The sequence below is a fragment of the Lentzea sp. NPDC003310 genome, assembly GCF_040610935.1.
Lineage (GTDB): Bacteria > Actinomycetota > Actinomycetes > Mycobacteriales > Pseudonocardiaceae > Lentzea.
Window position 1 is genome coordinate 373,166 of the sequence record NZ_JBEXNC010000005.1, and the last position, 25,692, is coordinate 398,857.

Below are 25,692 nucleotides of genomic sequence, written 5' to 3' on the forward strand. Positions count from 1 at the left end.
CTCCTTTCTCAGACGAGGTACTGGTTGAGGTCGCGGGTCACGAAGCGGCCGTGGCCCGTCGAGCCGTGGTAGGCGCCGTCCGCGATCACCTTGCGGCCGCGGGAGAACACCGTGTCGACCCGACCGGTGACCTCGAAGCCCTCGTAGGCCGAGTAGTCCACGGCCATGTGGTGCGTCTCGGCGGAGATCGTCTGGGTGGCCGTGGGGTCGTAGACGACCACGTCGGCGTCGGCTCCCGGTGCGATCACGCCCTTGCGCGGGTACATGCCGAACATGCGCGCCGGGGTGGTGGAGACGATCTCGACCCAGCGCTCGCGGGTGATCTCGCCCTTCACCACGCCCTGGTGCAGCAGGTCGACGCGGTGCTCGACGCCGGGCATGCCGTTCGGGATCTTCGAGAAGTCGCCCAGGCCGAGCTGCTTCTGGTCCTTGAAGCAGAACGGGCAGTGGTCGGTGCTCACGACGGACAGGTCGTTCGTCCGCAGGCCGCGCCACAGCGACGACTGGTGTTCCTTGGGGCGCAACGGAGGCGAGGCCACGTACTTCGCGCCCTCGAAACCGGGCTTGGCCAGGTCCTCCAGCGACAGGTAGAGGTACTGCGGGCACGTCTCGGCGAACACGTTCTGGCCCGTGTCCCGCGCGGCCGTGACGGCGTCGAGCGCCTGCGCGGCCGACAGGTGCACGATGTAGAGCGGCGAGCCGGTGACCTTCGCCAGCTGGATCGCGCGGGAGGTGGCCTCGCCCTCCAGCTCCGGCGGGCGGGTCAGGCCGTGCTGCACGGGATCGCCCAGACCGGAAGCCAGTGCCTGCGCGACGAGCTGGTCGATCGCGATGCCGTTCTCCGCGTGCATCATGATCGTGGCGCCGGTCTCGCGCGCCTTCTGCATGGCGCGCAGGATCTCGCCGTCCGTCGCGTAGAAGACGCCGGGGTAGGCCATGAACATCTTGAAGCTGTTCACGCCGGCCGCGATGCACGACTCCATCTCCTTGAGCGACTCGTCGGTCACGTCGGAGATGATCATGTGGAAGCCGTAGTCCACGGCGCAGTTGCCGTCCGCCTTGGCGTGCCACTTGTCCAGTGTGGACAGCAGCGAGGAGCCCTTGGGCTGCACGGCGAAGTCGACGATCGTGGTGGTGCCGCCCCACGCCGCGGCGGTCGTGCCGGTCTCGAAGGTGTCCGCGGACTGGGTGCCGCCGAACGGCATCTCCATGTGCGTGTGCGCGTCGATGCCGCCGGGGATGACGTACTTGCCGGCCGCGTCGATCACCTCGTCGGCCTGCACCTCGAAGCCCGGCGTGACGAGGGCGGCGATGTGCTCACCGTCGATCAGCACGTCGGCGGCGTGCGAGCCCGTCGCGTTGATCACCAGGCCGTTCTTGATCAGCGTGCTCACGGCGTCACCAGGCCCTCGTAGGTGTCGGGGCGGCGGTCGCGGTAGAACGCCCACGTGTCGCGGACCTCGGTGAGCAGGTCGAGGTCGAGGTCGCGCACGACGAGCTCCTCCTCGGTGTCGGACGCCGCGTCGCTGACGAGCTGGCCGCGCGGCGACACGAAGTACGTCTGACCGTAGAACTCGTTGTCCCCCAACGGCTCCACACCGACGCGGTTGATCGCGCCGACGAAGTACTCGTTCGCGACGGCCGCGGCCGGCTGCTCCAGCTTCCACAGGTACTCGGACAGCGAACGGGAGGTCGCCGACGGGTTGAACACGATCTTCGCGCCCGCGAGGCCCAGCGCGCGCCAGCCCTCGGGGAAGTGGCGCTCGTAGCAGATGTAGACGCCGATGCGCCCCACCGCCGTGTCGAACGTCGGGTACCCGAGGTTGCCGGGCTTGAAGTAGAACTTCTCCCAGAAGCCCTTGACCTGCGGGATGTGGTTCTTGCGGTACTTGCCGAGGTACGTGCCGTCCGCGTCGATCACAGCCGCGGTGTTGTAGTAGACGCCCGGCTGCTCGACCTCGTACATCGGCACGATCAGCACGATGTTGTTCTGCGCGGCCACCTCCTGCATCAGCCGGGTGGTCGGACCGTCCGGAATGGACTCGGTGTAGGAGTAGAAGTCGGCGTCCTGGACCTGGCAGAAGTACGGGCCGTAGAAGAGCTCCTGCAGGCACAGCACCTGCGCGCCCTGGGAGGCGGCAGTGCGGATGTGCTCGACCGCGTTCGCGATCATCGACTCCTTGTCGCCCGTCCACTTCTGCTGGACGAGCGCCGCCCGGATGATGTTGCTCACCTGGTCGTCTCCTTTGCCGAGTTGTCCTTCAGAGCGAGGAAGACCAGGAAGCCGGCCGCGAAGCCGACGACCCAGTTGTAGTCGTAGAGGGGCTTGAGGAACGGGATCAGCCCGCCCTCGGGGAACGGCCCGCCGTGCGCGCCGCCGACCGCGAGCAGCGAGCCCACGAGCGTCGCCACGACCGCGCGCCAGTTCCAGCCGCCGTTGAACCAGTACGCGCCCCGGCCGTCGAGGTAGAGGTCGGTGAGCTCCAGGTGCGTCTTCTTGATCACCCAGTACCCGGCGACGAACACACCGGCCACCGATGCCAGCAGACCGCCGTAGAAGCCCAGCCACGCGAAGATGTAGATGTTCGGGTCGGAGATCAGCCGCCACGGCTGGATCACGATGCCGATCACGCCGGTGATCAGGCCGCCGACCGCGAACGTGATGCGCTTCGGGAAGGCGTTGGAGAAGTCGTAGGACGGGCTGACGACGTTCGCCGCGAGGTTCGCCGAGATCGTGGCGAGCACCAGCGAGATCAGCGCGACGATCACCAGCAGCGTGCTGTCGAACCGCGACGCGAGGTCCGCCGGGTCCCAGATCGCCTCGCCGTACAGGGCCTGCGCGCCCGACGTCGTCAGGATCGCGACGATCGCGATGAACGACATGGTGGTCGGCAGGCCGAGGATCTGCCCGGTCACCTGCTTCTTCTGGCTGCCGCCGAACCGCGTGAAGTCCGGCATGTTCAACGACAGCGTCGACCAGAACGCGATCATGCCCATCAGCGCGGGGAAGAAGACCTTCCAGAAGTCGGCACCCCAGCCGAGGCTGCTGGGCTGGTGCAGGATCGGCCCGAACCCGCCGGCCTTCACCGCCACGTAGCCCAGCAGGATCAGGAACCCGACGCTGACGAGCGGCGCCGTCCAGTTCTCGAACCGCCGGATGGCCTCCATGCCGCGCCAGATCACCAGCATCTGCACGACCCAGAAACCGAAGAAGCACAACCACAACGTCCACGGCTGACCCGCGACGGACGACGCCTTGGTCCACCCGTCGCCCGCCAGCCGGCCGATGATCACGTGCAGCGCCTTGCCGCCGACCCACGTCTGGATGCCGAACCAGGCGCACGCGATGAACGCCCGCAGCAGCGCGACGAGGTTGGCGCCCCGGATGCCGTAGAACGCGCGGGCGAACACGGGGAACGGGATGCCGTACTTCGTGCCCGCGTGGCTGTTGAGCAGCATGGGGACGAGCACGATCAGGTTGCCGAGGGTGATGGTGAGGAAAGCCTGCACCCAGTCCATGCCGATCGCGATCAACGACGCGGCCAGCGTGTAACTGGGGATGTTGTGCGCCATGCCCATCCACAGCGCGAAGAAGTTGTACGTCGTCCACGTCCGCTGCTCGACGGGCACGGGGGCGAGTTCGGGGTTGAAGAACCTGCTGTCCTTGATGGGACCTGCGTCGCTCAGTTCGACGCGGCCATCAGGTGTGACCTGGGGCGGTGAGGACTCGACTGCCATCGTTCAACCCCCTGTTACGCTGCTGAAACAACGCCAACCCGGTCGGATTCCATCCCGGAATCCTGGGTCCGCCGCCGCAGGTGTGGCAGTGTCAGAGTGTCCACGCTTGTCATGATCGGCGCACATTGTGTTCCACTGGTGGACGTGGGGATGTCACGGCGAGCCGTCGTGCTGGGCGGCCTGGGGCTGGCGGGAGCAGCGGGGACGTACGGCGCGCTGAGTCCGCGCGGGCGTCGGCTGCTGGGGTGGACCGGGCCCGACGGGGTGGTGCCCGCCGTCGAACCTGTACCCGTTCAGCCCATGCCGTGGGGTGCGTGGACGGGTGTGGCCGGGCCGGTCGTGCTCGTGCTGCACGGGCGGGGCGGCAGCGTGCGGTGGTGGGAGGAGCTCGGGCTGCCGCGGTTCCTCAACGGGCACGGGTTCCGGTGCGCGGTGGTCAACGGCGGTGAGGACTACTGGGTGAACCTCGACCCGCCGGTGCCGTTCGAGGCCGCTCTCGGGATCTCGATGGGTGGCTTCGGGGTGCTGGACCTGGCCACGAGGCGGTCGTTGAAGGCCGTGGCCGCGATCAGTCCGGCGTTGTTCCCGAGCTGGGAGGACGCCGAGCGGATCGACGGGTTCGCGTCGCGTGAGGTGTGGGAGGCGCACGAACCGTTGCGGCACAGGGAGAGGATCACGTCACCCGTGGGGGTGTGGTGCGGGCGAGAGGACCCGTTCCACGATCCGGCCGTGGAGCTCGCACGGGCCGTGGGCGCCGTGGGGTCGTTCGAGCACGGGGAACACAGCGACGGCTATTGGCGCAGGGTGCTGCCGGAGGCGTTGAGGTTCATCGGGGACAGGGTCTAGAGGTCGTCCAGGTTTTCTCGCAGTATCACGACCAGGTCGTCCAGGCCGCACGCCTCGGCCGCCGTCAGCCCGTCGCGCCAGGCGTGGTCGCGTTCGTCGAACCGCCCCAGCAGGTGGAGGGTGTTCCCGAGAAGGGCCAGCGAGACCGCCTCACCGTCGAGCCGGTTCCCGGCGCGCATCAACGCGGCCGCTCGGGCGAAGTGGTGCGCACTGTCCGGCAGGGCGTCCGTGTGGAAGTGGGCCTTGCCCAGGTTGTAGTGGACGTCCGCGGCGTCCTCCGACTCGTCCACCACCCGCGTGAGACAGGCGATCGCCTCGCCGAACCGCTCGTCGTCCACCAGAGCCACGCCCAGGCACACCGTCAGCGACAACACGATCGGCCTGTGTCCGCGCTGCTCGGCCCTGTCGATCTCCTCCACCAGCAGCGGTACCGCCTCGCCCGCCCGGCCGAGGTTCATCAGCTCCTCGGCCCGGATGATCGCGTCGTGGGCGCGCACGTCGGACTCCTCGGCCTCGGCGACGGCCGCGAGCGCTTCTTCGATGACCACGCGCGGGCTCTGGTCGCCGCCGACCTCGATGGTGATCGACGCGGCGTCCTGCTGGTCGAGCAGAGCACCCGCCGCCGCGAGTCTCAGGGCGAGAGCGCGGGCCTCCAGCCTCGTCTCGCCGCCTCCCTCGATGGCGTCGACGAGGTCGGAGAAGGACGCGGTGTACGCGTCGGCGTCCGTGCCCGAACGCGTGGCGAAGTGGCGCAGCGCGCGGTCGAACGCCGCGTCCACCCTCGCCTCGGGTTCCTCCGCGAGCAGCTCCTGCGCATAGCACCGCACCAGGTCGTGGATCGCGTTGCCGGACTCCAGCAGGTGCGCGGTGCGCAGGTCGCGCAGCAGCTTCCGCGTCTCGGCGGGGGAGCGGTCCAGCAGAGCCGACACCACCTCCGCCGTCCGCGCCTCGTCCGGCAGGACCACCAGGTACGGGAACGCCTTGCGGTGCGCGGCGGGCAACGCCCGGCACGACAGGTCGAACGCGGCGCGCACGGTCTCGCCGTCGTGGTCCAGCGTGCCGAGCTGGGTGTCGCGGAGATCGGCTGTCCAGTCGTTGTCCGGATCGGACCGCCGCAACGCGGCCATGATCTGCAACGCCAGCGGCAGGTTCCCGCACAGCGACGCCAGTTCCTCCGACCCGACGAGCTCGGCGGCCTCCTCGGCCGGCAGCACCGGCAGCGTCAGGTGGTGCGCGCCGTCGAGCCCGGTGAGCCGGTGCCTGCTCGTGACCACGATCCGGTGGCCCGGCACGAGCAGCGGGCGGACCTGGGCCGCGCTGGAGACGTTGTCGAGAACGACGAGCACGGGGTCGCGGTCGGCGAGGCACGTGCGGAACAACGCCTCCCGGTTGCCCTCGTCCGCCGGAACCTCCCGCACCCCGAGGTCGACCAGCAGCTTCTCCAGCGCCTCACCGGCGGTACGGCTGCGGCTGTCGTAGCCGTGGAAGTCGCAGAACAGGCGATCGCCCGCGAACCCCTCGGCGAACCGCAGCGCGAGCTCGGTCTTGCCCACGCCCGCCATGCCGGAGACGACCACGAACTCCGCGGCTCCCAGCTCACCCAGCTCGGCTTCGCGTCCGGTGAACGACGGTGTCGACGAACGCGTCCCGCGCAGCGCCGACACCGGTGCGGAGGGCATGGACACGTTGACGGTCTGAGCCGTGCCGACCTGGAGGAGGTTCTGGACGTCGCCGGTCGACTCGTTCACCGCTGCAAGTGTGCCACCTTCAGCCTCACCACGGCCGTCCCCGCCTTGCGGTCGTGCCACGTCCGCGTCCCCCGCAGGTCCAACGCCTCCACCACGGACAACACCAGCAGCACGAACCCGCCCACCAGCAGCAGCGACGACAACCACCCGGCCGACCCCGCCCCGATGTGCTCCCCGACGACGACCCACGGCTGCTGCCACCCGAGGCCCGCCATCAGCGACGGCTCCCGCCACCCCAGCCCCGTCATCACCAGCACCACGCCCGCGCCGGGCAGCGCGGTCGTGACGAGCGTGCGCGTCAGCACCCGCCGCGTGGTCAGGCCGGACGCCGGACCCACGACCCGCAGGCCCGTCAGGACCTTGCCGAGGGTGTTCAGGCGCAGCAGCAGGGCGTCGTAGACCACCGCGCACAGCACCACCAGCACGGGTTCGTGGACCAACGGCCACGACACGACCAGCACCAGGAGCCAGTCGAGCAGGCGGGCCATCAGCCGACGAACGAGCATGATTCACGCTAAGCGGCGGAAGACCGTGATAAGTGGTCAGTTCATGGTCAGTTCACCGCACGAACTCCGCGGTCCAGCGGGCCCCGTCGCGGGCCACCTTCAGCGCGGTCAGGCCGTCGGTCTCGAAGGCCCTGATCTCGGACGGCGTCAGCGGCCAGGGCGGTCCGGTCACGTCCGAGCCGTCCTCGCGCGCCACGGCGAGGACCAGCAGCGTCGAGCCCGTCAGCCACGCCACGCGCGCGATGGCGTCGGCGTGCAGGTCCACGGGCAGGGCCTGGACCGTCATGTTCTCCACGACCAGGTCGAACGCGTGGTGCCACTCGGCGGGCGGGTCGAGCAGGTCGGCCACCACGTAGTCGACGGACGAGTCCGGGTGGCGCTGCCGGACGGCCGCCACGGCGGTGGGGGAGATGTCGAACGCCGTCACCTCGAAGCCGAGGGTGGCGAGGAACTCGGAGTCGCGGCCGTAGCCGCAGCCCACGACCAGCGCGCGCCGGCCGGTGCCGTCCACTCCGGCGGCCCAGTCGACGAGATGCGGTTGCGGGGTCGGGATGTCCCACGGGACGGAGGCCGTGCCGGCGTCGGCCTCCGCGTAGAGCTTCTCGAACCAACCGGTGGGGTCTGCCGCCTGCAGGCGGCGGGCGTCGTCATCTGCGGACATGACGACACCTTTTCAGCTCAGCGGGCGGCGCGCGCCCGAGTTACGTAATCCACCAGGCCGTCGTCGGCGGGCCAGCCGATCTGCGTGCTGATCGTCGCCTTGTTCTCGTTCCACGACCGTTGCGCCGCGGCCTGCACCGCCGGGTCGCCGCCGGTGAACTTCGCGCCGACCTCGTCCCACTGGCGCGCCAGGTCGACCACGCGCGGGTCGGAGGGCGGGGTGCCGTCGGCCATGTGCTGCCGCAGTTGCCCGACGAGCTGGAGCCAGGAGGCCTTCAGCGACTCCACGGCCTCCGGGCCCAGCGCGGCGGCCCGCGAGCGCAGGTCGGACAGCTGGTCCGCGGTGAAGTAGCTCTCGTGCACGGACATCATCTCCAAAGTGGACAGAAGGGATTCGGTGGTGTGGCCGTCGAGCAGGGCGGTGAGCCGGGACCGGAGCGCCTCCACCTGCCGGGCCTGCGCGGTCAGCGCGGCGAGCTGGGCCTCGAAGAGCGGGCGCAGCGAGTCCGAACGGGACAGTGCCGATCGGACCTCCTCCAGCGACAGGCCGAGCTGGCGCAGCGATCTCACCTGATAGAGGCGCCGGACATCGTCCGGTGTGTACCGACGGTGACCGGCGGTCGTGCGCTCCGATGCGACGACCAACCCGATCTCGTCGTAGTGGTGCAGCGTGCGGACGGTCAGTCCACTCGCTTTGGCCAGGTCACCGATGCTCCAACGGGTCACTCCACGACCGTAGGACCTCCCGTGGCGTGAGGTTCAAGCCCTGAACACCCGATCGAGCGGGTTAATTCGCGAACCGAACGCGCCGATGAAATCGAAGATCGGTCCCCAAACCAGATTGAGGAAAACTGTGTCTCGTTCCGGACTGTTCCGCGCCGCCGCTCTGCTCGCCGCCAGCGCCGCCCCGCTCCTCGCGGGTTCGGCCAGCGCCGCCGAGCTCCCGCAGGTCGGCGCGGGCGTTCCCGAGGTCGGTGCGGACAAGCTGGTCGCCGACGCCTCGCAGCTCGCGAACCCGCTCGAGTCCGCCGGCGCGGTGCAGCTGCCGCACGTCGGCGCGCCCGTCGCCTCCGACCTGCCGGTTCCCGCGCTGCCCGGTGCCGCGCAGGAGCGCACCATCCCCGCGCCCGTCGCGCCGCAGCTCGGCACCCTGCCGTCGCTGCCGCACACGCAGGACATCACGAGCAACGCGCACGTCGGCGACCTCCAGGCCCCGAGCCTGCAGGACCTGCCGACCAACGGCGTCGTGCCGAACCCGGCTGTGCTCTCGGGTGTTCACCCGACGATCAACGGCTGAGTTCCCACGTCGACAATGGGCCCGTGCGCGCTCACGGGCCCATTTCGTGCACCAGCAGGGCGACATAAAGAGACAGCACGGACTCCGGGTCCTCCAGCGAGACGCCGAGGACCTGTTCGATCCGCCCGAGCTGCTGGTAGTAGGCCGTCCGCGACAGGTGTGCCGCCGCGGCCGCCGCCGACTTGTTGCCGCCGTTCTCGCACAGGCACCGCAGCAGCTCCACGAGCCGGGAGCCCTGCGCGGTGTCCCTCGCCAGCAACGGCCCGAGCTCGCGGTCGGCGAACGCGCGCACCCGTTCGTCCTCGCGCAGCAGGTGCAGCAGTCCGCGCAGCCGCACGTCGTCGAGCCGGTGGTAGAGCTGGGTTCCGGGCGCGCGCAACGCCGCCCCGGCCACGTGCGCGGCCTCGCCCAGGGAGCGGCGAACGTCCGTTGTGGACGACACGGTCGTGCCGACGGCGATGACCACCGACGAGGCCGCCGTCCGGTGGACCTCGCGCGCGACCTTGCGCAGAACCCCTTCCACACCAATGGTCATCGGCACCGATAGCAGCGCACGGACCGAGGTGTCGTCCACGACGCCGACCAGCGCGGCGACCGTCACGCGCCGTGCGGCCAGTGCCGTTGCCTCGGCGAGATCGCGCAGGACCTCTTGGGTGGCAAGCGTTTGCCCCTGCAGCACGGACACCGGCCGCACCGCCACACCGATCAGCTGACGCCGTTCGAGCGGCACGCCCAAGGCCGCCGCCCGCGCACCCAGGTCCGGTGACTGCGGGGCCTGGCCGAGCAACTGCGCCAGCAGAGTCCGGTGCGTCTGCCGTTCCAACGACTCCCGGTCGCGCGCCACGAGCCTGTGCACCGCCAACGCCGACGCGGCGCGTTCCGCGACCACGACGTGCCGGTGCGGTGGTGGCTCAGGGGAGACCATCACGAGCCGCCCCCAGTCCGCACCCCGCGCGCCGACGATCGTGATCAACCAGCCCGACGCCGTGTCGTAGGCGGTCCGCTCGGTGACCGTGACCGCCCGCGAGCGCGCCGCCCAGTCGTCCAGCAACGTCACGGGGTCGTGCCCGGCCGCGTCGTAGGCCAGCACGTCGTGGCCGAGCGTCTCCAGCACGACCGCCAGCCCGGACGTCCGCGCGACCTCGCGCAGCACCTCGGAGGGTTCGGCCCCCGCGACCGTCAGCGCCGTGAACGTCTCGTGCACCTGCTCCGCGGCCCGCAGCTCGGCCAGCTGGGCGTCGACGATCAGCCCCACGACCGCCTCGGTCACGGCCACGTACTTGGTCTCCTCGGTCAGCGTGACCAGTGGCAACCCGTGCCGCTCCGCCTCGGTGACCAGCGCGGCCGGCACGTCGTCGCGCCACCGCCTGCCCAACTCGACAACCAGTCCGGCGCACCCCACGGCGGCAAGCTCCTCCACGTACCGTGCGAGCCCGGACTCCGGAAGCATCACACCGGTCGTGAGCACGAGTTCGCCGCCGCGCAGCAACGGCGCGATGTCCGCGATCTCCGCCACGTGCACCCACCGCACACGGCGCGACAGCCCCGCCGAGCCCGCCACGAGACGAGGTTTCCCCTGCCGGATCACCGGCAGAGCGACGACTTCGGCGACCGTCGGGTACATGGACACAACGTAATGCCAACCAGCCGATCCGGGTACAGGTTGTGCATGGCGGCGGACCTCGCGCGCCAGCAGACTCCCAGGTCAGGAGTAGAACCCCTGGAGGCGAGATGGCCCACAAGGAGCTGCTGGCACGTCACCGCGCGGTGATGCCGAAGTGGCTGGCCCTCTACTACGACGAGCCCATCGAGATCGCGAGCGCGAGCGGGCGCCGGGTGACCGACCGCGAGGGCACGACCTACCTGGACTTCTTCGCGGGCATCCTGACCAACGCCATCGGCTACGACGTCGCGGAGATCAGCGACGCGATCCGCTCGCAGCTCGACACCGGCGTGCTGCACAGCTCGACGCTCTACCTGATCCGGTCGCAGGTCGAGCTCGCGGAGAAGATCGCGGAGCTGTCCGGCATCCCGGACGCCAAGGTGTTCTTCACCAACTCCGGCACCGAGGCCAACGAGACGGCGCTCATGCTCGCCACTCAGGCGCGCCGCAGCGAACAGGTTCTCGCACTGCGCAACAGCTACCACGGCCGTGCGTTCGCCACGATCGCCATCACCGGCAACCGCGGCTGGTCGGCCTCCGCGCTGTCGCCGATCAAGGTCAGCTGGGTGCACGGCGGCTACCGCTATCGCAGCCCATTCCGGGCGATGGACGACAAGGACTACATCAAGGCCTGCGTCGACGACCTGCGCGAGATCATCGAGACCACCACGTCCGGCGACGTCGCGTGCATGATCGCCGAGCCGATCCAGGGCGTCGGCGGCTTCACCTCCCCGCCCGACGGCCTGTTCCGCGCGTTCAAGGACGTACTCGACGAGTACGGCATCCTCTTCATCTCCGACGAGGTGCAGACCGGCTGGGGCCGCACCGGAGAGCACTTCTGGGGCATCCAGGCGCACGACGTGGTGCCGGACGCGATGACGTTCGCCAAGGGCCTCGGCAACGGCCTCGCGATCGGCGGCGTCGTGGCCCGCGGCGACCTGATGGACACCATCACCGCCAACTCGATCTCCACGTTCGGCGGCAACCCGATCTCCACGGCCGGCGCGCTCGCGACCGTCGACTACCTGCTCGACCACGACCTGCAGGCCAACGCGGCCAAGCTCGGCTCGCGACTGCTGAGCGGCCTGCGCGAGCTCGCCGAGAAGCACCCGGTGATCGGCGACGTGCGCGGCAAGGGCCTGATGGTCGGCGTCGAGTTCGTCGGCCCCGAGGGCGAGCCGAACGGCGCCGCGGCCACGACCGTGCTCGCCGAGGCGAAGGCCCGCGGCCTGCTCGTCGGCAAGGGCGGCCTCTACGGCAACGTGATCCGCCTGGCCCCGCCGATGACCCTGACCGAGGACGAGCTCGAAGAGGCGTTGGGAATCCTGGCGCAGGCGGTGGAGAAGGCGTGATCAAACACTGGATCAACGGCAAGCCCTGGGACGAGACCCCGGAACGCGCCGGCGACGTCTACGACCCGACGACCGGCAAGGTGGCCCAGCAGGTCGCGTTCGCGTCGGTGTCCGAAGTGGACGCGGCCGTGTCGTCCGCCGCGGAAGCGTTTGCGTCCTGGCGCAACGCGTCCCTGGCCCAGCGCACGACGGTGATGTTCAAGTTCCGCGAGCTGCTCAACGACCGCAAGGGCGACCTGGCGAAGATCGTCTCGGCGGAGCACGGCAAGGTCGTGTCCGACGCCGGCGGCGAGATCCAGCGCGCGCTGGAGTCGGTCGAGTACGCGTGCGGGATCCCGCAGCTGCTCAAGGGCGGGTTCAGCGAGAACGCCTCGACCCGCGTCGACGTCTACTCGATCCAGCAACCGGTCGGCGTCGTCGGCGTGATCTCGCCGTTCAACTTCCCGGCGATGGTGCCGCTGTGGTTCGTGCCGACGGCGATCGCCTGCGGCAACACGGTGGTGCTCAAACCGTCCGAAAAGGACCCGTCGTCGTCGAACTTCATCGCCGAGCTGTTCGCCGAGGCAGGACTGCCCGACGGCGTGCTGAACGTCGTGCACGGCGACAAGGTGGCCGTCGACCGGCTGCTCGAACACCCGACCGTGAAGGCGATCTCGTTCGTCGGCTCCACCCCGATCGCCCGCTACGTCTACGAGACGGGCACCGCGCACGGCAAGCGCGTGCAGGCCCTCGGCGGCGCCAAGAACCACATGGTCGTGCTGCCCGACGCCGACCTCGACCTGGCCGCGGACGCCGCCGTCTCGGCGGGCTTCGGCTCGGCCGGCGAACGCTGCATGGCGATCTCCGTCGTCGTGGCCGTCGGCGACGTCGGCGACTCGCTCATCGAGCGGATCAAGTCGCGGATCGCGGACGTGAAGGTCGGCTCCAGCTCGTCCTGCGAGATGGGACCACTGGTCACCGGCGTGCACCGGGACAAGGTGACGTCCTACCTCGACGCCGGTGTCGAGCAGGGCGCCGTGCTCGCGGTCGACGGCCGCGACCACCCGATCGACGGCGACGACGGCGGGTTCTGGCTCGGCCCGACCCTCTTCGACCACGTCGGCACGGACATGACGGTCTACACCGACGAGATCTTCGGCCCGGTGCTCTCGGTCGTGCGCGCCTCGACGTACGAGGACGCCGTGGAGATGGTGAACTCCAACCGGTACGGCAACGGCACCGCGATCTTCACCAACGACGGGGGAGCGGCCCGCCGGTTCCAGAACGAGATCGAGGTGGGCATGGTCGGCGTGAACGTGCCGATCCCCGTGCCCGTCGCCTACTACTCGTTCGGCGGCTGGAAGGAATCGCTGTTCGGCGACGCACACGCGTACGGCCCGCACGGCGTGCACTTCTTCACACGGTCCAAGGTCGTCACCTCGCGCTGGCTCGACCCATCGCACGGTGGCGTGAACCTAGGGTTCCCGCAGAACACGTAGAGCAGGGCGGGCCGGAGACGGCCCGCCCCCGCCCTCATTTCGCCCGTGCCGCCAACGCCTCCGGCACCGGGTCGTACCGGGAGAAGCGGCGCGTGAACGTGCCGGTGCCCGACGTCAGCGACCGCAGCTCGATCGCGTACCTCAGCAGTTCCGACGACGGCACCTCGGCGCGGATCACCGTGCGCCCGCCCTCGTCCGCCTCCGTGCCGAGCACGCGCCCGCGGCGGCCGGACAGGTCGCCCAGCACCGTGCCCAGGTGCTCGTCGGGCAGCCGGATCGCGACCTCGTCCATCGGTTCCAGCAGTTGGGTGCGCGCGGCGGACGCGGCTTCCTTCAAGGCGAGCGCGCCCGCTGTCTGGAAAGCCGCGTCGGACGAGTCGACCGAGTGGGCCTTGCCGTCCACGAGCGTCACGCGGACGTCGACCACCGGTGTGCCGTCGCGCAGGCCTCGTTCCAGCTGGGCGCGCACGCCCTTCTCGACGGAGGGGATGAACTGGTGGGGGACCGAGCCGCCGACCACCTTGTCCACGAACTCGAAGCCGGAGCCGCGGGGGAGCGGTTCGACGACGATGTCGCACACGGCGTACTGGCCGTGGCCGCCGGACTGCTTGACGTGCCGTCCGTGGCCCTTCGCCGTGCCCGCGAACGTCTCGCGGAACGGGACGCGCACCGGTTCGGTGTCGATCTCCGCACCGCCCGCGCGCAGCCGGGCCAGCACGACGTCGGCGTGCGCCTCGCCCATGCACCACAGGACCATCTGGTGCGTCTCGGCGTTGCGGTCCAGGCGGAGGGTCGGGTCGCTGGCGACGAGGCGGTTGAGGTTGCGGGCCAGGTTGTCCTCATCGCTGCGTGTGCGGGGCACGACGGCGATGGGCAGCAACGGTTCTGGCATGTCCCACGGCGCCATGAGCAACGGCTGCTCGGGCGCGGACACGGTGTCACCGGTCTCGGCTGTGGTGAGTTTGGTGAGCGCACACAGGTCACCCGCGACGCAGTACGGGACCTCACGGAGTGAGGAGCCCAACGGCGAGTAGATGTGGGCCACGCGCTCATCGGCGTCGTGGTCCTCGTGGCCGCGGTCTGCCATGCCGTGACCGGAGACGTGCACGGGGCGTTCGGGGCGCAGGGTGCCGGAGAAGACGCGGACCAGCGACACGCGGCCGACGTAGGAGTCCACGGCGGTGCGGACCACCTCGGCGACGAGTGGCCCGTCCGGGTCGGCGGCCATGCGGGGCTGCGGAATGCCCTCCACGGACGTCACGTCGGGAACCTGGTGCTCCAGCGGTGACGGGAACGCGCGCGCGATGCCGTCCAACAGTTCATTGAGGCCCATGCCCGTTGCGGCGCACACGGGCATCACGGGGTGGAACGCGCCGCGCGAGACGGCGGTCTCCAGATCGGTGATCAGCGTGTCCTGGTCGATCTCCTCGCCCGCCAGGTAGCGGTCCATGAGGGTCTCGTCCTCGCTCTCGGCGATGATCCCCTCGATCAACGCCGCGCGTTCGTCCGGGTAGTTGTCCCCGGACGTGAGGAGGCCAACGAGAGAGTCGCCTTCCTGCATGTACAACGGCACGACGCCCGCGCCGAACGCGGCCTGGCACTCGATGACCTCGTTGCCGAAGTTCGCGCGGTGGTGATCGGTGCGTGTGATGACCACGGCGCGAGGCATGCCGACGAGAGCGCACTCCTCCCACAACGCGATGGTGGCCGCGTCGACGCCCTCGAAAGCGTTGACAACAAAAAGGGCCGCGTCCGCGGCCCGAAGTCCTGCCCTGAGCTCACCCACGAAGTCGACGTAGCCGGGGGTGTCGATCAGGTTGATCTTGATGTCCCCGTGCTGGACCGGGGCCACGGCGAGGCCTACCGACCGTTGTTGTCGCACGGCGGCCGGGTCGTGGTCGCAGACCGTGGTGCCTTCGGTGACCGATCCCGCCCGGGTCACGACGCCCGTGGCGGCGAGCAGGGCCTCGGTGAGCGTCGTCTTGCCCGCGCCGGACGGCCCGACGAGCACGACGTTGCGGACCTTGGCCGGGTCGTCCACAGCGACCGCGCCTGCCGATGACCCGTTGTCGGAGTGCTTGCTTCCCATGGCGACCTCCGTCAAGTCGTAGTGTTCGATCTCACACCCGTTGACGGCTCGTCACAACCCCGCAGACCCGTCTGGTCGCCGACCGGTGTTCACACCACTTCTGGGTGACCCACATCACCGACCTGCGTTGATCGTGAAAGTGGCCTTCCGAAACGGCGCGCCAGTGGCTTGGGCGAGGGGGCCACAGCGGTCGTACCGTGAGTTCACCAGAACTTCCCCTCGTGAAAGGTTGCCCCGGTGAGCACTGATCAGGTCACGGGCACCGCCCGCGTCAAGCGCGGCATGGCCGAGATGCTCAAGGGCGGCGTGATCATGGACGTGGTCGACGCCACCCAGGCGAAGATCGCGGAGGACGCGGGCGCCGTCGCCGTCATGGCCCTCGAGCGCGTGCCCGCCGACATCCGCGCCCAGGGCGGCGTCGCGCGCATGAGCGACCCCGACCTGATCGACGGGATCATCGACGCCGTCTCCATCCCGGTCATGGCGAAGGCCCGCATCGGCCACTTCGTCGAGGCCCAGGTCCTCGCGTCGCTCGGCGTCGACTACATCGACGAGTCCGAGGTGCTCACCCCGGCCGACTACGCGAACCACATCGACAAGTGGGCCTTCACGGTCCCCTTCGTCTGCGGTGCCACGAACCTGGGCGAGGCCCTGCGCCGCATCACCGAGGGCGCGGCCATGATCCGCTCCAAGGGCGAGGCCGGCACCGGTGACGTCTCGAACGCCACCACGCACATGCGCAAGATCCGCCAGGAGATCCGCCGCCTGCAGAACCTCCCCGAGGACGAGCTCTACGTCGCCGCCAAGGAGCTCCAGGCGCCGTACGAGCTGGTCAAGGAGGTCGCGCAGAACGGCAAGCTCCCCGTCGTGCTGTTCACCGCGGGCGGCATCGCGACCCCGGCCGACGCCGCGATGATGATGCAGCTCGGCGCCGAGGGCGTGTTCGTCGGCTCCGGCATCTTCAAGTCGGGCAACCCGGCCCAGCGCGCCGAGGCCATCGTGAAGGCCACGACGTTCCACGACGACCCCGACGTCATCGCCAAGGTCTCGCGCGGCCTGGGCGAGGCCATGGTCGGCATCAACGTGGACGACATCCCGGAGCCGCACCGCCTCGCCGAGCGCGGCTGGTAGGCCTCCCCATGCGAAAGGCGCGTCCCCACGCCGGGGGACGCGCCTTTCGCGTTGTCAGGAGCCGGGCGTGAAGCAGTACGAGGTGTTCGTCTCCGGGTAACCCAGCGCCACCTCGGCCGTTATGCCGCAGACCGACGCGTCCGAGGTGTCCGGCACGACGCGCACCTTGATCGCCTCGGGCGCGCCGCAGTCGACGGTCCTGTTGTCGATGTGCAGCTCACCGCCGGTGAAGTCGTAGCACTGGCCGTCGACGTAGACCGGGATCAGGCACAGGTTCTCGTCGCTGAACCAGCCGCCGCTGTAGGTCGCGTAGTCACCGTGGTAGGTGCCGCAGAGCTCGGTCTCCGAGCTCAGGACCTTGCTGACCGTGTAGTTGTGCCGTCCGTCCCCGCAGGGCACCTCCTCGTACCTCATGCGGGCCTCGGTGCCGGTCAGCTGCAGGCAATCGCCCACCGCCGTGCCTGAGTCCTTGGTGAGGTAGACGGCCGTGGACACGGCCACGAGCAATAGGACGCCGAAGACGGACGCGACGACGAGGCCTGCCCGCGACTTCTTGAGCGGAGGGCCGGGCGGCAACCCGTGGGTGGACGGTGCCCACGGGTTGGCCGGCTCGTCCCGCGGTTCGAGCGGGGTCGTCACGAGGTGTGCCCGGTGGGGGCCGGTTCGGCGAGGCCGGACAGCGCCGCGGGCAACGGGTCGTGGTGCAGCACGCCGAGCCGTTGCGTGGCACGGGTGAGCGCCACGTAGAGCTCCGCCGCGCCGCGCGGCCCGTCGGCGAGGATGCGTTCCGGCGCCACGACGAGCACCGAGTCGTACTCGAGGCCCTTGGTCTCCGAGGCGGGCACGGTGCCGGGGACGCCGGGCGGTCCGATGACCACGCTCGTGCCCTCGAACTCCTTCTCCCGCAACGTGAACTCCTCGATGGCGGCCGGCAGCTCGTCGGCCGTCACCTGGCGCGCCCAGGGCTGCACCCCGTTGGCGCGCACCGACTCCGGCGCGCGGACGTCCGGGGCGAACTCGGCCAGCACCTGCGCGGCGACGGCCATGATCTCGGCGGGCGTGCGGTAGTTGACCGTCAGGGAGCGGTACTCCCAGCGGTCCGGCACGTACGGGTCGAGCATCTGGCCCCACGACGTGGCACCGGCCGGGGCGCGGCGCTGCGCCAGGTCGCCCACCACGGTGAAGGAACGGCCGGGGCAGCGGCGCATGAGCACGCGCCAGTCCATTTCGGACAGCTCCTGCGCCTCGTCCACGACCACGTGCCGGTAGGTCCAGCCTCGGTCGGCCATCGCGCGTTCGACGAGCGTGCGCTGGTCGTGCTCCTCGAAGCGCTCGGCCAGGTCCTCGGCGAACAGCATGTCCGACGCGAACAGGTGGTCCTCGTCGTCCATGTGGTCGGTGCGGCCGATCATGCCGTCGAGCACCTCGGACGCGTACCGGGCCTCGGCGGCGCGTTCGGCCGCGGCGGCCTGGTCCTGCGCCTGCTCGGTGCCGTCCTTGCCGAGCAGGTCGTGCAGCTCGTCGAGCAGCGGCACGTCCGACACCGTCCACGCCTCGCCATCGGCGCGGAACAGCGCCGGGTCCGCGCCCGCCGCGGCCAGTTCCTCCGCCGACGAGTACAGCCCGCTCAGCAGCTCGTACGGCGTCATGATCGGCCACAGCGCGTCGAGGGCTGCGATGAAGTTGTCGTCGTCGGCGAGGTCCTTCACGAGACCCGCCCGCATGTCCTCCCAGGCCTGCTTGTCCGACCGGGACATCCAGCCCTTGCCGATCCGGCCGATCGCCCGCTCGGTCAGCACGTACGTGACGATCTCGCGGAACACCGCGCGGGCCTCGTTGTGAGGCAGGCCGCTGTCGCGCGCCTCCTGCCGGGCCCACTCGGCGACGTCCGCGCCGATCCCGACGACGACGTCCTTCATGCCGATCGGGATCGGGTCCTCCGGCACGCGCTGGCGCGACGCGACGGCCGCCTTCAACACGTCGACCATCGTGCGCGAGCCCTTGAGCTTCGCGACCTCCGGCGTGTCCTCGGCGGTGGCGCGCAGACCGGGCAGCAGAGTGCCGGCGGTCGCGAACACCACGTCCGACTCGCCGAGCGAGGGCAGTACACGGCTGATGTGGTTGAGGAACGCGGGGTTGGGACCGACGACGAGCACGCCGTGGCGTTCCATGCGCTCTCGTTGCGTGTACATGAGGTATGCGACGCGGTGCAGCGCCACGACCGTCTTACCCGTACCCGGACCGCCCTCGATCACCAGCACGCCGGGGTGGTCGAGCCGGATGATCGCGTCCTGTTCGGACTGGATCGTCGCCACGATGTCGCGCATGCCCTCGCCGCGCGGCGCGTTCAACGCCTCCAGCAGGGCCACGTCGCCCTGCTCCTCACCGAGCTGACCGAACACCTCGTCCGTGAACCCGGCCACGGAGCGACGGCGCGTGAGGAACTGACGGCGCCGACGCTGCCCCTCGGGCGTGGCACCGGTAGCGGTGTAGAACGGACGCGCGGCCGGCGCACGCCAGTCGAGCAGCAACGGCTCGAAGTCGTCGAACTCGTCGAACAGGCCGATGCGGCCGATGTAGGAGATGGCACCGTCGACGCCGTCGAGCCGGCCGAAGCACAGGCCGTAGTCGGCCACGTTCAGGCGCTTCATCTCGCGGTGGCGGGCACGCACCTCGTTGTCGCGGTCCATCGCGGTCTCGCCGGTGCCACCCAGCGCTGACTGGTACGCGGCCTTCACACGCGCACGTTCGCCATCGAGCCGTGCGTAGAGACCGGCCACGTAATCACGCTCGGACTGCAGTTCTTCTTCGTAACCCACGTGCTCCCCAGTGCCCCTGTGTTCTCGCTGAGGCGATGAGTGTGAACGATGGACGGGGTCTTGTGGCAAGGCCCCCCGTCTGCTATATGGTTGTTGTGGCAGGGAGCGGTGTTCCGCTCCCTTTTCCGTGCGACAGGCATTGTGGATCTCCACTCACCTAGACGGTGTGCTCCATGACCATCACGGCCGTCGTCCCCGGCTCCAGCGCCTTGCAGATGTGCGGCACGTCGCCGGGGTACACGATGTAGTCACCGGGCCCGAGCTCGATCGGGTCCTCCGCGAGCCCCGCCAGGCAGCGGCCCGTCGCCACGATCATGTGCTCGACGCTGCCCGGCACGTGCGGCAGCGACTCGCGCGCGCCGCCCGGTTCGAGGGACACCCAGTAGAGGTCGTGCTTGGTGCCCGGACGGCACGCGGCCAGCAGCGTGGCCGAGTAGTGCGCGAGCTCGGAGTGGATGACCGGGCCCTCGCCCGCGCGGATCACCTGCACGCGCGGCACGGCCGGTTCGACGAGCCGGCTGAACGGGACGCCGAGGGCCACGCCCAGTGCCCACAGGGTCTCCACGCTGGGGTTCCCGGCGCCGGACTCCAGCTGCGAGAGCGTCGACTTCGCCACGCCGGCCTTCTTGGCGACCTCGCTCAGCGACATGCCGGTGCGCTCCCGCTCGCGGCGGAGGTTGGCCGCGATCAGGTCGAGTGGTGCGTTCGACACAGAAGTCCATCCGTTCGTCTTGACGAACACCGATCCGAAGTGTTCATCTTAATGGGTGGTGCGTTCGATATGGCGAACTCTTGACGCGGCTCTGCTGCGCGACGTGGCGGCGGTGGCCCTCGGTGCCGCGGTGACCGGTGCCTCCTTCGGTGCGATCTCGGTCGGCTCCGGGCTGCCGTGGTGGATGCCGGTGCTGATGTCGCTGCTGATCTTCGCGGGCGGCTCGCAGTTCATGGCGGTCGGGATCGTCGCGGCCGGGGGCAGCCCCGCCGCCGCGGTGGTGGCCGGGCTGGTGCTCAACGCCCGGCACCTGCCGTTCGGGCTCGCGATCGGGGACGTGCTGGGCAAGAGCCCTCTCGCACGGGTTGTCGGCAGCCACCTGCTGATCGACGAGTCGACCGCGTTCGCCATGTCGCAGAAGGATCCCGCGAGAGCGCGTGCCGCCTACTGGGCGTGCGGCGTCGCGTTGTTCTTCAGCTGGAACACGGGCGTGCTCATCGGTGCGCTCGTGGGACAGGCCATCGGCGATCCGATGACGTTCGGGCTCGACGCGGCGTTCCCCGCGGCGATGCTGGCGCTCACGCTGCCCGCGCTGAAGGACGCGGCGACGCGCAACGCGGCCCTCGCCGGTGCCGTGATCGCCCTCGCGACGACGCCGTTCCTGCCCGCCGGTGTGCCCGTGCTGCTCGCGTTGGCCGGACTGTTCGCGTTCCGCACCACTAAGAAGAAGGAGGAGCCGTGCCCGTCACCGCAGTCCTGATCCTGGCCGCCGGCACCTTCGCGATCCGCATCGCCGGACCGTTGCTGCGCGACCGCGTCACCCTGCCGGACAAGGTCAACGAACTGATGTCCGCCAGTGCGACCGTGCTGCTGGTCGCCCTGGTGGCGGTGTCGGCGCTGACGAACGGCAAGCAGTTCGGCGGCTGGGCGCTGGCGGCCGGGGTGGCCGTCGGCGGGCTCGCGGCGTGGCGGAAGCTGCCGTTCGTGGCGGTCATCGCACTCGCTGCGGCCACTACGGCGGGTTTGAGGTTCCTCGGCGTCGCTTAGTGCTTGCGCACGTGAGAGAAGAGCAGGTTCGTGTGCACTTCGGTCACCTCGCGCCGTGAGGTGAACTTGTCGAGCACGAGCCGTTGGAGATGACCTACGTCGGACACCGCCACGTGCACGAGGAAGTCCTCCGGACCCGTCACGTGTGACAGCGCGAGGGTCTCCGGCAGGCTCAGGACGTACGCCATGAACGGGTCGACGATCTCCTTGGTGTGCGGCCGGATCTTCACCGCGAGCATCGCCTGCACGTGCTGCCCGAGCGCGGCTGGATCGATCTCGGCGTGGTAGCCGGTGATCACGCCGCGTTCCCGCAGCGCACGGTGCCGGACGACCGCCGTGGACTGCGCGACGTTGACGCGGTCGGCCAGGTCCTTGTTCTGCAGCCGCGCGTCCTTCCGCAACTCCCGCACGATGGCCTCGTCGATCGAATCCAGCACGGCTCTTCTCCGTTCCACCGAATCGCCTGCGGTTCGTCGCCCGCTCTCCCGATGAAGTCTCCACCATTCGGGCCATGACGCGCATCGAGACCATCGCAGTGCACGGCGGCCGCGACGACCTCGCGGAACTCGGCGTGCACGCTCCTCCCATCGACCTGTCCACCACCTACCCCGTGCCCGACCAGGCGCTCGGCGGGGAAGCGCTGGGTGAGTGGGCCACGGGGGCCGCGCGGGCCACTTCGCCCGTCTACGCGCGGCTGCACAACCCGACCGTGGCCCGTTTCGAGCAGGGACTCGCGGCTCTCGAGCACACCGAGACGTCCGTGGCGTTCGGCAGCGGCATGGCAGCGGTGACCGCCGTCGTCCAGGCCGCCTGCGTGATGGCGGGGAAACCGCACGTCGTAGCCGTGCGACCGTTGTACGGCGGCACCGACCACCTGCTGTCGTCCGGTCTGCTGGGCGTCACGACCACGTACGTGGAAGCGGGTCTGGTGTCCTCCGCGATCCGGCCGGACACCGGGCTCGTGGTCGTCGAGACCCCGGCCAACCCCAACCTCGACCTCGTCGACATCGAGCACGTCGTGCGCCAGGCCGGGGGAGTGCCGGTCATGGTCGACAACACCTTCGCCACGCCGGTCCTGCAGAACCCGGCGCTGCACGGCGCCGAGTACGTCCTGCACTCCGGCACCAAGTACCTGGGCGGGCACGGTGACGTGCTCGGCGGTGTCGTGGCCTGCTCCGAGGAACGGGCGGCGGCGCTGCGGCAGGTCCGGATCATCACCGGCGCCGTGCTGCACCCGCTCGGCGGCTACCTGCTGCACCGCGGGCTCGCCACGCTGCCGTTGCGCGTCGAGGCGGCCTCGAAGTCGGCGGCGACGCTGGCGGCGCGGCTGGCCGAGCACGACGCCGTGGAGTTCGTGCGCTACCCGAACGCCTCACGGCAGATGCGCGGCACGGGAGCCATGATCGCGTTCGGCGTGCACGGCGACCCTGTCGAGGTCGTGCGGCGTTTGAAGCTCATCACGCCGGCCGTCTCATTGGGTTCGGTCGACACGCTTATCGAGCACCCCTCGGCTTTGACGCACCGACTCGTTCCGGGCGAAGAACTGCGCGCCTCTGGCGTTCCGGACAATTTGCTGCGCATTTCCGTGGGTCTGGAGCACGTCGAGGACATTTGGTCCGACCTGAACGCGGCGCTCTGTGACGTCGCTTACGTTAAGTCTTCCCCAGGTGATTTCTTGGTGATGACCGCCACTCGCTAGGGTTCCCCGACATCGGCGCGTCGGGGCGCGGGAGGTTCCGACGCGAGCATTTTTCCGTTTTCGGAAGGAACCTCCTCGTGAGTTCTGCAGAAACTGATGCGGACGGCTACGCCAAGGGGCTGAGCAAGCGCCAGGTGCAGATGATCGCAATCGGTGGCGCGATCGGCGTCGGCCTCTTCCTGGGTGCGGGCGGACGCCTCGCCACAGCGGGGCCGTCGCTGATCCTGTCCTACGCGGTGTGCGGTCTCGCGGCGTTCTTCGTCATGCGCGCGTTGGGTGAACTCGTGCTCCACCGCCCCGTGTCGGGCAGCTTCGTCGAGTACGCCCGCGAGTTCATCGGCCCGTGGGCCGGCTTCACGTCGGGCTGGCTCTACTGGCTCAACTGGGCCATGACGGGCATCGCCGAGATCACCGCGGTCGCGATCTACATGCACAAGTGGTTCCCGGACCTGCCGCAGTGGATCACCGCGCTCGTCGCCCTGGTCGTGCTCGTCGCGATCAACATGCTGTCGGTCAAGCTCTTCGGCGAGCTGGAGTTCTGGTTCTCCGTCATCAAGGTGACCGCGATCGTGGTCTTCCTGGTGGTCGGCACCGGCCTGGTCATCGGCAACGCCGACATCGGCGGCAGCACGGCGTCCGTGTCGAACACCCTGGGCCATGGCGGCCTGTTCCCGGCGGGCATCGGCATCGCGCTGATGACGTTGCAGGCAGTGGTCTTCGCCTACTCGGCCATCGAGCTCGTCGGCATCGCCGCGGGCGAGACCAAGGACCCCGAGAAGGTCATGCCGCGCGCCATCAACGGCGTGGTCTACCGCATCGCCGTCTTCTACGTCGGCTCCGTGCTGCTGCTGACGATGCTCTTGCCGTGGGACCACTTCACCGGCACCGAGTCGCCGTTCGTCACGGTGTTCTCCGCGCTGGGCATCCCCGTCGTCGGCGACATCATGAACGCCGTGGTGCTGACGGCCGCGCTCTCCTCGTGCAACTCGGGCCTCTACTCCACCGGCCGCATCCTGCGGTCGCTGGCGCAGAAGGGCGAGGCCCCGGCCATCACCGCCAAGATGAACTCCCGCCACGTGCCGTACGGCGGCATTCTGTTCACCGGTGTCGCCTACCTGTTCGGCGTGGTGCTCAACTACACCGTGCCGAAGGAAGCGTTCGACATCGCGATCGCCGTCGCTTCCCTGGGCGTCGTGTCCACGTGGGCCACGCTGATCATCTGCCAGCTCCGATTGCGTAAGAAGGCATTGGCCGGTGAGATCGAGCGGCCCTCTTATCGGATGCCCGGTGCGCCTTACACCTCGTACGGAACGCTGGCGTTCCTCGCGCTGGTGATCGGACAAATGGCATTTGCCGGAACCGCCGAGAAGATTGCGTTCTGGTCGATTCCGGTGGTCGCGCTGGTGCTGTTCCTCGGCTGGAAGTTCGTGAAGTCGCGGCAGCCCGTCGAACCGGCGCGGGAAAAGCTCGTCCCGGTCGACTGACGCCCGGCCCTGGTCAACCGTGCCCACCAGCCTTGAATATGCTGGTGGGCATGGTTGCTGCCCCACCCGTCATCGGCGTGCTCGCCCTTCAGGGCGACGTTCAGGAACACCTCGTGTCGCTCGCCAAGTGCGATGTCACCGCACGGCCCGTGCGCCGGGTCGAAGAGCTGGACGAGCTGGACGGCATCGTCATCCCCGGCGGCGAGTCGACGACCATGAGCAAGCTGCTCGTCAACTTCGAGCTGCTCGAACCGCTCCGCGCCAAGATCAAGGCCGGTTTTCCCGCCTACGGGTCGTGCGCGGGCATGATCCTGCTGGCCGAGACCGTGCTGGACGGCCGGGACGACCAGGAGCAGCTCGGCGGGCTGCAGGTCACCGTGCGCCGCAACGCGTTCGGGCGGCAGATCGACTCGTTCGAGACCGACCTCGACCTCGCCGGCGAGTCGATTCACGCCGTGTTCATCCGGGCACCTTGGGTGGAGGCGGTGAGCGACGAGGTGGAGGTCCTCGCTACGGTGCCTGTTACGGCTGAGGCGGGAGACGCCGCCGGTAGGATCGTCGCGGTCAGGCAGGGCAACGTGCTGGCGACGGCGTTCCACCCGGAGCTCACGGGTGACGAACGTGTTCACCGCCTGTTCGTTGACATGGTTCGCGGTTCGACGGAGGAGAAATGAGCGGCCACTCCAAGTGGGCGACCACCAAGCACAAGAAGGCCGCCATTGACGCCAAGCGCGGCAAGCTCTTCGCGCGGCTGATCAAGAACATCGAGGTGGCGGCCCGCACGGGCGGCGGCGACCCCGACGGCAACCCGACGCTGTTCGACGCGATCCAGAAGGCCCGCAAGAACTCGGTGCCGCTGGACAACATCGAGCGCGCCCGCAAGCGCGGCGGTGGCGAGGAGGCGGGCGGCGCCGACTGGCAGACCATCATGTACGAGGGCTACGGCCCCAACGGTGTCGCGGTGCTCATCGAGTGCCTCACGGACAACCGCAACCGCGCCGCCACCGAGGTCCGCACGGCGATGACCCGCAACGGCGGTTCGATGGCCGACCCCGGCTCGGTGTCGTACATGTTCAGCCGCAAGGGCGTCGTGATCGTGCCGAAGGCGGGCACGAGCGAGGACGACGTCATGCTGGCGGTGCTCGAGGCCGGTGCCGAGGAGGTCAACGACCTGGGCGAGGCCTTCGAGGTCGTCTCCGAGGCCGGTGACCTCATCCCGGTCCGCAAGGCGCTGCAGGACGCGGGCATCGACTACGAGTCGGCCGAGTCGAGCTTCCTGCCGTCCGTCTCGGTGCAGCTCGAGGCCGAGGGCGCCAAGAAGATCTTCAAGCTGATCGACGCGCTGGAGGACTGCGACGACGTGCAGAACGTCTTCGCGAACTTCGACGTGTCGGACGAGGTCATGGCCGAGGTCGGCTGACCC

Annotated in this window: 24 protein-coding genes; 11 read left to right on the plus strand and 13 right to left on the minus strand. The window is 69.6% G+C overall.

Annotation, left to right across the window (positions count from 1 at the left end; all coding sequences use genetic code 11):
* Positions 1–8: 8 nt before the first annotated feature.
* Genes hydA through ABZX02_RS11850 form a run of 3 tightly spaced genes read right to left on the minus strand, consistent with a single transcriptional unit; the run spans position 9 to position 3,738 of the window.
* Positions 9–1,394, minus strand: a complete 1,386-nt coding sequence (gene hydA / locus ABZX02_RS11840) for a dihydropyrimidinase (RefSeq protein ID WP_355297351.1) — start codon at positions 1,392–1,394, stop codon at positions 9–11.
* Entirely contained in the window at positions 1,391–2,233 is an 843-nt protein-coding gene (locus ABZX02_RS11845; RefSeq protein ID WP_355297353.1) for a nitrilase-related carbon-nitrogen hydrolase, read from the minus strand. Before ABZX02_RS11845 ends, hydA begins: the two co-directional genes overlap by 4 nt.
* Positions 2,230–3,738: an NCS1 family nucleobase:cation symporter-1 gene (locus ABZX02_RS11850; protein ID WP_355297354.1), complete on the minus strand. Its 1,509-nt coding sequence runs from the start codon at positions 3,736–3,738 to the stop codon at positions 2,230–2,232. Before ABZX02_RS11850 ends, ABZX02_RS11845 begins: the two co-directional genes overlap by 4 nt.
* Positions 3,739–3,888: 150 nt before the next feature.
* Here ABZX02_RS11850 and ABZX02_RS11855 point away from each other — a divergent pair, with 150 nt between their 5' ends.
* Entirely contained in the window at positions 3,889–4,584 is a 696-nt protein-coding gene (locus ABZX02_RS11855) for a hypothetical protein (RefSeq protein WP_355297356.1), read from the plus strand.
* On the opposite strand, the gene ABZX02_RS11860 is transcribed toward ABZX02_RS11855, so the two are convergent.
* The 4 genes from ABZX02_RS11860 to ABZX02_RS11875 are packed head-to-tail and all read right to left on the minus strand — an operon-like array spanning position 4,581 to position 8,224.
* The gene (locus ABZX02_RS11860) at positions 4,581–6,332 is read right to left on the minus strand and encodes a hypothetical protein (protein WP_355297357.1); all 1,752 of its coding nucleotides are present in this window, start codon (positions 6,330–6,332) and stop codon (positions 4,581–4,583) included. The genes ABZX02_RS11855 and ABZX02_RS11860 overlap by 4 nt on opposite strands.
* Positions 6,329–6,838: a hypothetical protein gene (locus ABZX02_RS11865; RefSeq protein ID WP_355297359.1), complete on the minus strand. Its 510-nt coding sequence runs from the start codon at positions 6,836–6,838 to the stop codon at positions 6,329–6,331. The genes ABZX02_RS11860 and ABZX02_RS11865 overlap by 4 nt, the downstream gene beginning before the upstream one ends.
* Positions 6,839–6,890: 52 nt before the next feature.
* The gene (locus ABZX02_RS11870) at positions 6,891–7,499 is read right to left on the minus strand and encodes a class I SAM-dependent methyltransferase (protein WP_355297361.1); all 609 of its coding nucleotides are present in this window, start codon (positions 7,497–7,499) and stop codon (positions 6,891–6,893) included.
* A gap of 17 nt (positions 7,500–7,516) precedes the next feature.
* Positions 7,517–8,224, minus strand: coding sequence for a MerR family transcriptional regulator (locus ABZX02_RS11875; RefSeq protein ID WP_355297363.1), 708 nt, complete (start codon positions 8,222–8,224; stop codon positions 7,517–7,519).
* Positions 8,225–8,351: 127 nt separating this feature from the next.
* Here ABZX02_RS11875 and ABZX02_RS11880 point away from each other — a divergent pair, with 127 nt between their 5' ends.
* Entirely contained in the window at positions 8,352–8,795 is a 444-nt protein-coding gene (locus ABZX02_RS11880) for a hypothetical protein (protein ID WP_355297364.1), read from the plus strand.
* Between the two features lie 31 nt (positions 8,796–8,826).
* On the opposite strand, the gene ABZX02_RS11885 is transcribed toward ABZX02_RS11880, so the two are convergent.
* The gene (locus tag ABZX02_RS11885; RefSeq protein ID WP_355297366.1) at positions 8,827–10,419 is read right to left on the minus strand and encodes a PucR family transcriptional regulator ligand-binding domain-containing protein; all 1,593 of its coding nucleotides are present in this window, start codon (positions 10,417–10,419) and stop codon (positions 8,827–8,829) included.
* Positions 10,420–10,526: 107 nt separating this feature from the next.
* Here ABZX02_RS11885 and ABZX02_RS11890 point away from each other — a divergent pair, with 107 nt between their 5' ends.
* Positions 10,527–11,810 carry an aspartate aminotransferase family protein gene (locus tag ABZX02_RS11890; RefSeq protein ID WP_355297368.1) on the plus strand — a complete coding sequence of 428 codons (1,284 nt, stop codon included), beginning with the start codon at positions 10,527–10,529 and terminating at the stop codon, positions 11,808–11,810.
* Complete coding sequence (locus ABZX02_RS11895; protein ID WP_355297370.1) at positions 11,807–13,288, plus strand: CoA-acylating methylmalonate-semialdehyde dehydrogenase; 1,482 nt, start codon at positions 11,807–11,809, stop codon at positions 13,286–13,288. Before ABZX02_RS11890 ends, ABZX02_RS11895 begins: the two co-directional genes overlap by 4 nt.
* Before the next feature lie 34 nt (positions 13,289–13,322).
* Here ABZX02_RS11895 and ABZX02_RS11900 read toward each other — a convergent pair whose 3' ends face one another.
* Positions 13,323–15,377, minus strand: coding sequence for an elongation factor G-like protein EF-G2 (locus ABZX02_RS11900; RefSeq protein ID WP_355297372.1), 2,055 nt, complete (start codon positions 15,375–15,377; stop codon positions 13,323–13,325).
* A 237-nt stretch (positions 15,378–15,614) separates the two neighbouring features.
* Here ABZX02_RS11900 and pdxS point away from each other — a divergent pair, with 237 nt between their 5' ends.
* Entirely contained in the window at positions 15,615–16,508 is an 894-nt protein-coding gene (gene pdxS, locus ABZX02_RS11905) for a pyridoxal 5'-phosphate synthase lyase subunit PdxS (protein ID WP_355297374.1), read from the plus strand.
* A gap of 54 nt (positions 16,509–16,562) precedes the next feature.
* On the opposite strand, the gene ABZX02_RS11910 is transcribed toward pdxS, so the two are convergent.
* The 3 genes from ABZX02_RS11910 to ABZX02_RS11920 all read right to left on the minus strand — a co-directional run bounded on the left by ABZX02_RS11910 (position 16,563) and on the right by ABZX02_RS11920 (position 20,039).
* Complete coding sequence (locus ABZX02_RS11910; protein ID WP_355297376.1) at positions 16,563–17,147, minus strand: hypothetical protein; 585 nt, start codon at positions 17,145–17,147, stop codon at positions 16,563–16,565.
* Entirely contained in the window at positions 17,144–19,327 is a 2,184-nt protein-coding gene (gene helR / locus ABZX02_RS11915; RefSeq protein WP_355297378.1) for an RNA polymerase recycling motor ATPase HelR, read from the minus strand. The genes ABZX02_RS11910 and helR overlap by 4 nt, the downstream gene beginning before the upstream one ends.
* A 157-nt stretch (positions 19,328–19,484) precedes the next feature.
* A complete protein-coding gene (locus tag ABZX02_RS11920; protein WP_355297380.1) occupies positions 19,485–20,039 on the minus strand; it encodes an XRE family transcriptional regulator in 555 nt (184 codons plus the stop codon).
* A gap of 58 nt (positions 20,040–20,097) precedes the next feature.
* Between ABZX02_RS11920 and ABZX02_RS11925 the strand changes: the two genes are divergently transcribed.
* Positions 20,098–20,799, plus strand: coding sequence for an AzlC family ABC transporter permease (locus ABZX02_RS11925; RefSeq protein ID WP_355297382.1), 702 nt, complete (start codon positions 20,098–20,100; stop codon positions 20,797–20,799).
* On the plus strand, positions 20,778–21,086 hold the full coding sequence (locus ABZX02_RS11930) for an AzlD domain-containing protein (protein ID WP_355297384.1): 309 nt from the start codon (positions 20,778–20,780) through the stop codon (positions 21,084–21,086). Before ABZX02_RS11925 ends, ABZX02_RS11930 begins: the two co-directional genes overlap by 22 nt.
* Here ABZX02_RS11930 and ABZX02_RS11935 read toward each other — a convergent pair.
* Positions 21,083–21,523, minus strand: coding sequence for an Lrp/AsnC family transcriptional regulator (locus ABZX02_RS11935; RefSeq protein ID WP_355297386.1), 441 nt, complete (start codon positions 21,521–21,523; stop codon positions 21,083–21,085). The two genes, ABZX02_RS11930 and ABZX02_RS11935, sit on opposite strands and share 4 nt — an antisense overlap.
* Positions 21,524–21,597: 74 nt before the next feature.
* On the opposite strand from ABZX02_RS11935, the gene ABZX02_RS11940 reads away from it, so the two are divergent.
* The 4 genes from ABZX02_RS11940 to ABZX02_RS11955 all read left to right on the plus strand — a co-directional run bounded on the left by ABZX02_RS11940 (position 21,598) and on the right by ABZX02_RS11955 (position 25,689).
* Entirely contained in the window at positions 21,598–22,785 is a 1,188-nt protein-coding gene (locus ABZX02_RS11940; protein ID WP_355297388.1) for a PLP-dependent transferase, read from the plus strand.
* A gap of 140 nt (positions 22,786–22,925) precedes the next feature.
* Positions 22,926–24,269 (plus strand): amino acid permease, encoded by a 1,344-nt coding sequence (locus ABZX02_RS11945; protein WP_355297598.1) that lies wholly within the window; start codon positions 22,926–22,928, stop codon positions 24,267–24,269.
* 50 nt (positions 24,270–24,319) lie between these two features.
* Positions 24,320–24,943, plus strand: a complete 624-nt coding sequence (pdxT, locus tag ABZX02_RS11950) for a pyridoxal 5'-phosphate synthase glutaminase subunit PdxT (RefSeq protein WP_355297390.1) — start codon at positions 24,320–24,322, stop codon at positions 24,941–24,943.
* Entirely contained in the window at positions 24,940–25,689 is a 750-nt protein-coding gene (locus tag ABZX02_RS11955) for a YebC/PmpR family DNA-binding transcriptional regulator (RefSeq protein WP_355297392.1), read from the plus strand. Before pdxT ends, ABZX02_RS11955 begins: the two co-directional genes overlap by 4 nt.
* The last annotated feature ends 3 nt before the right edge of the window (positions 25,690–25,692 follow it).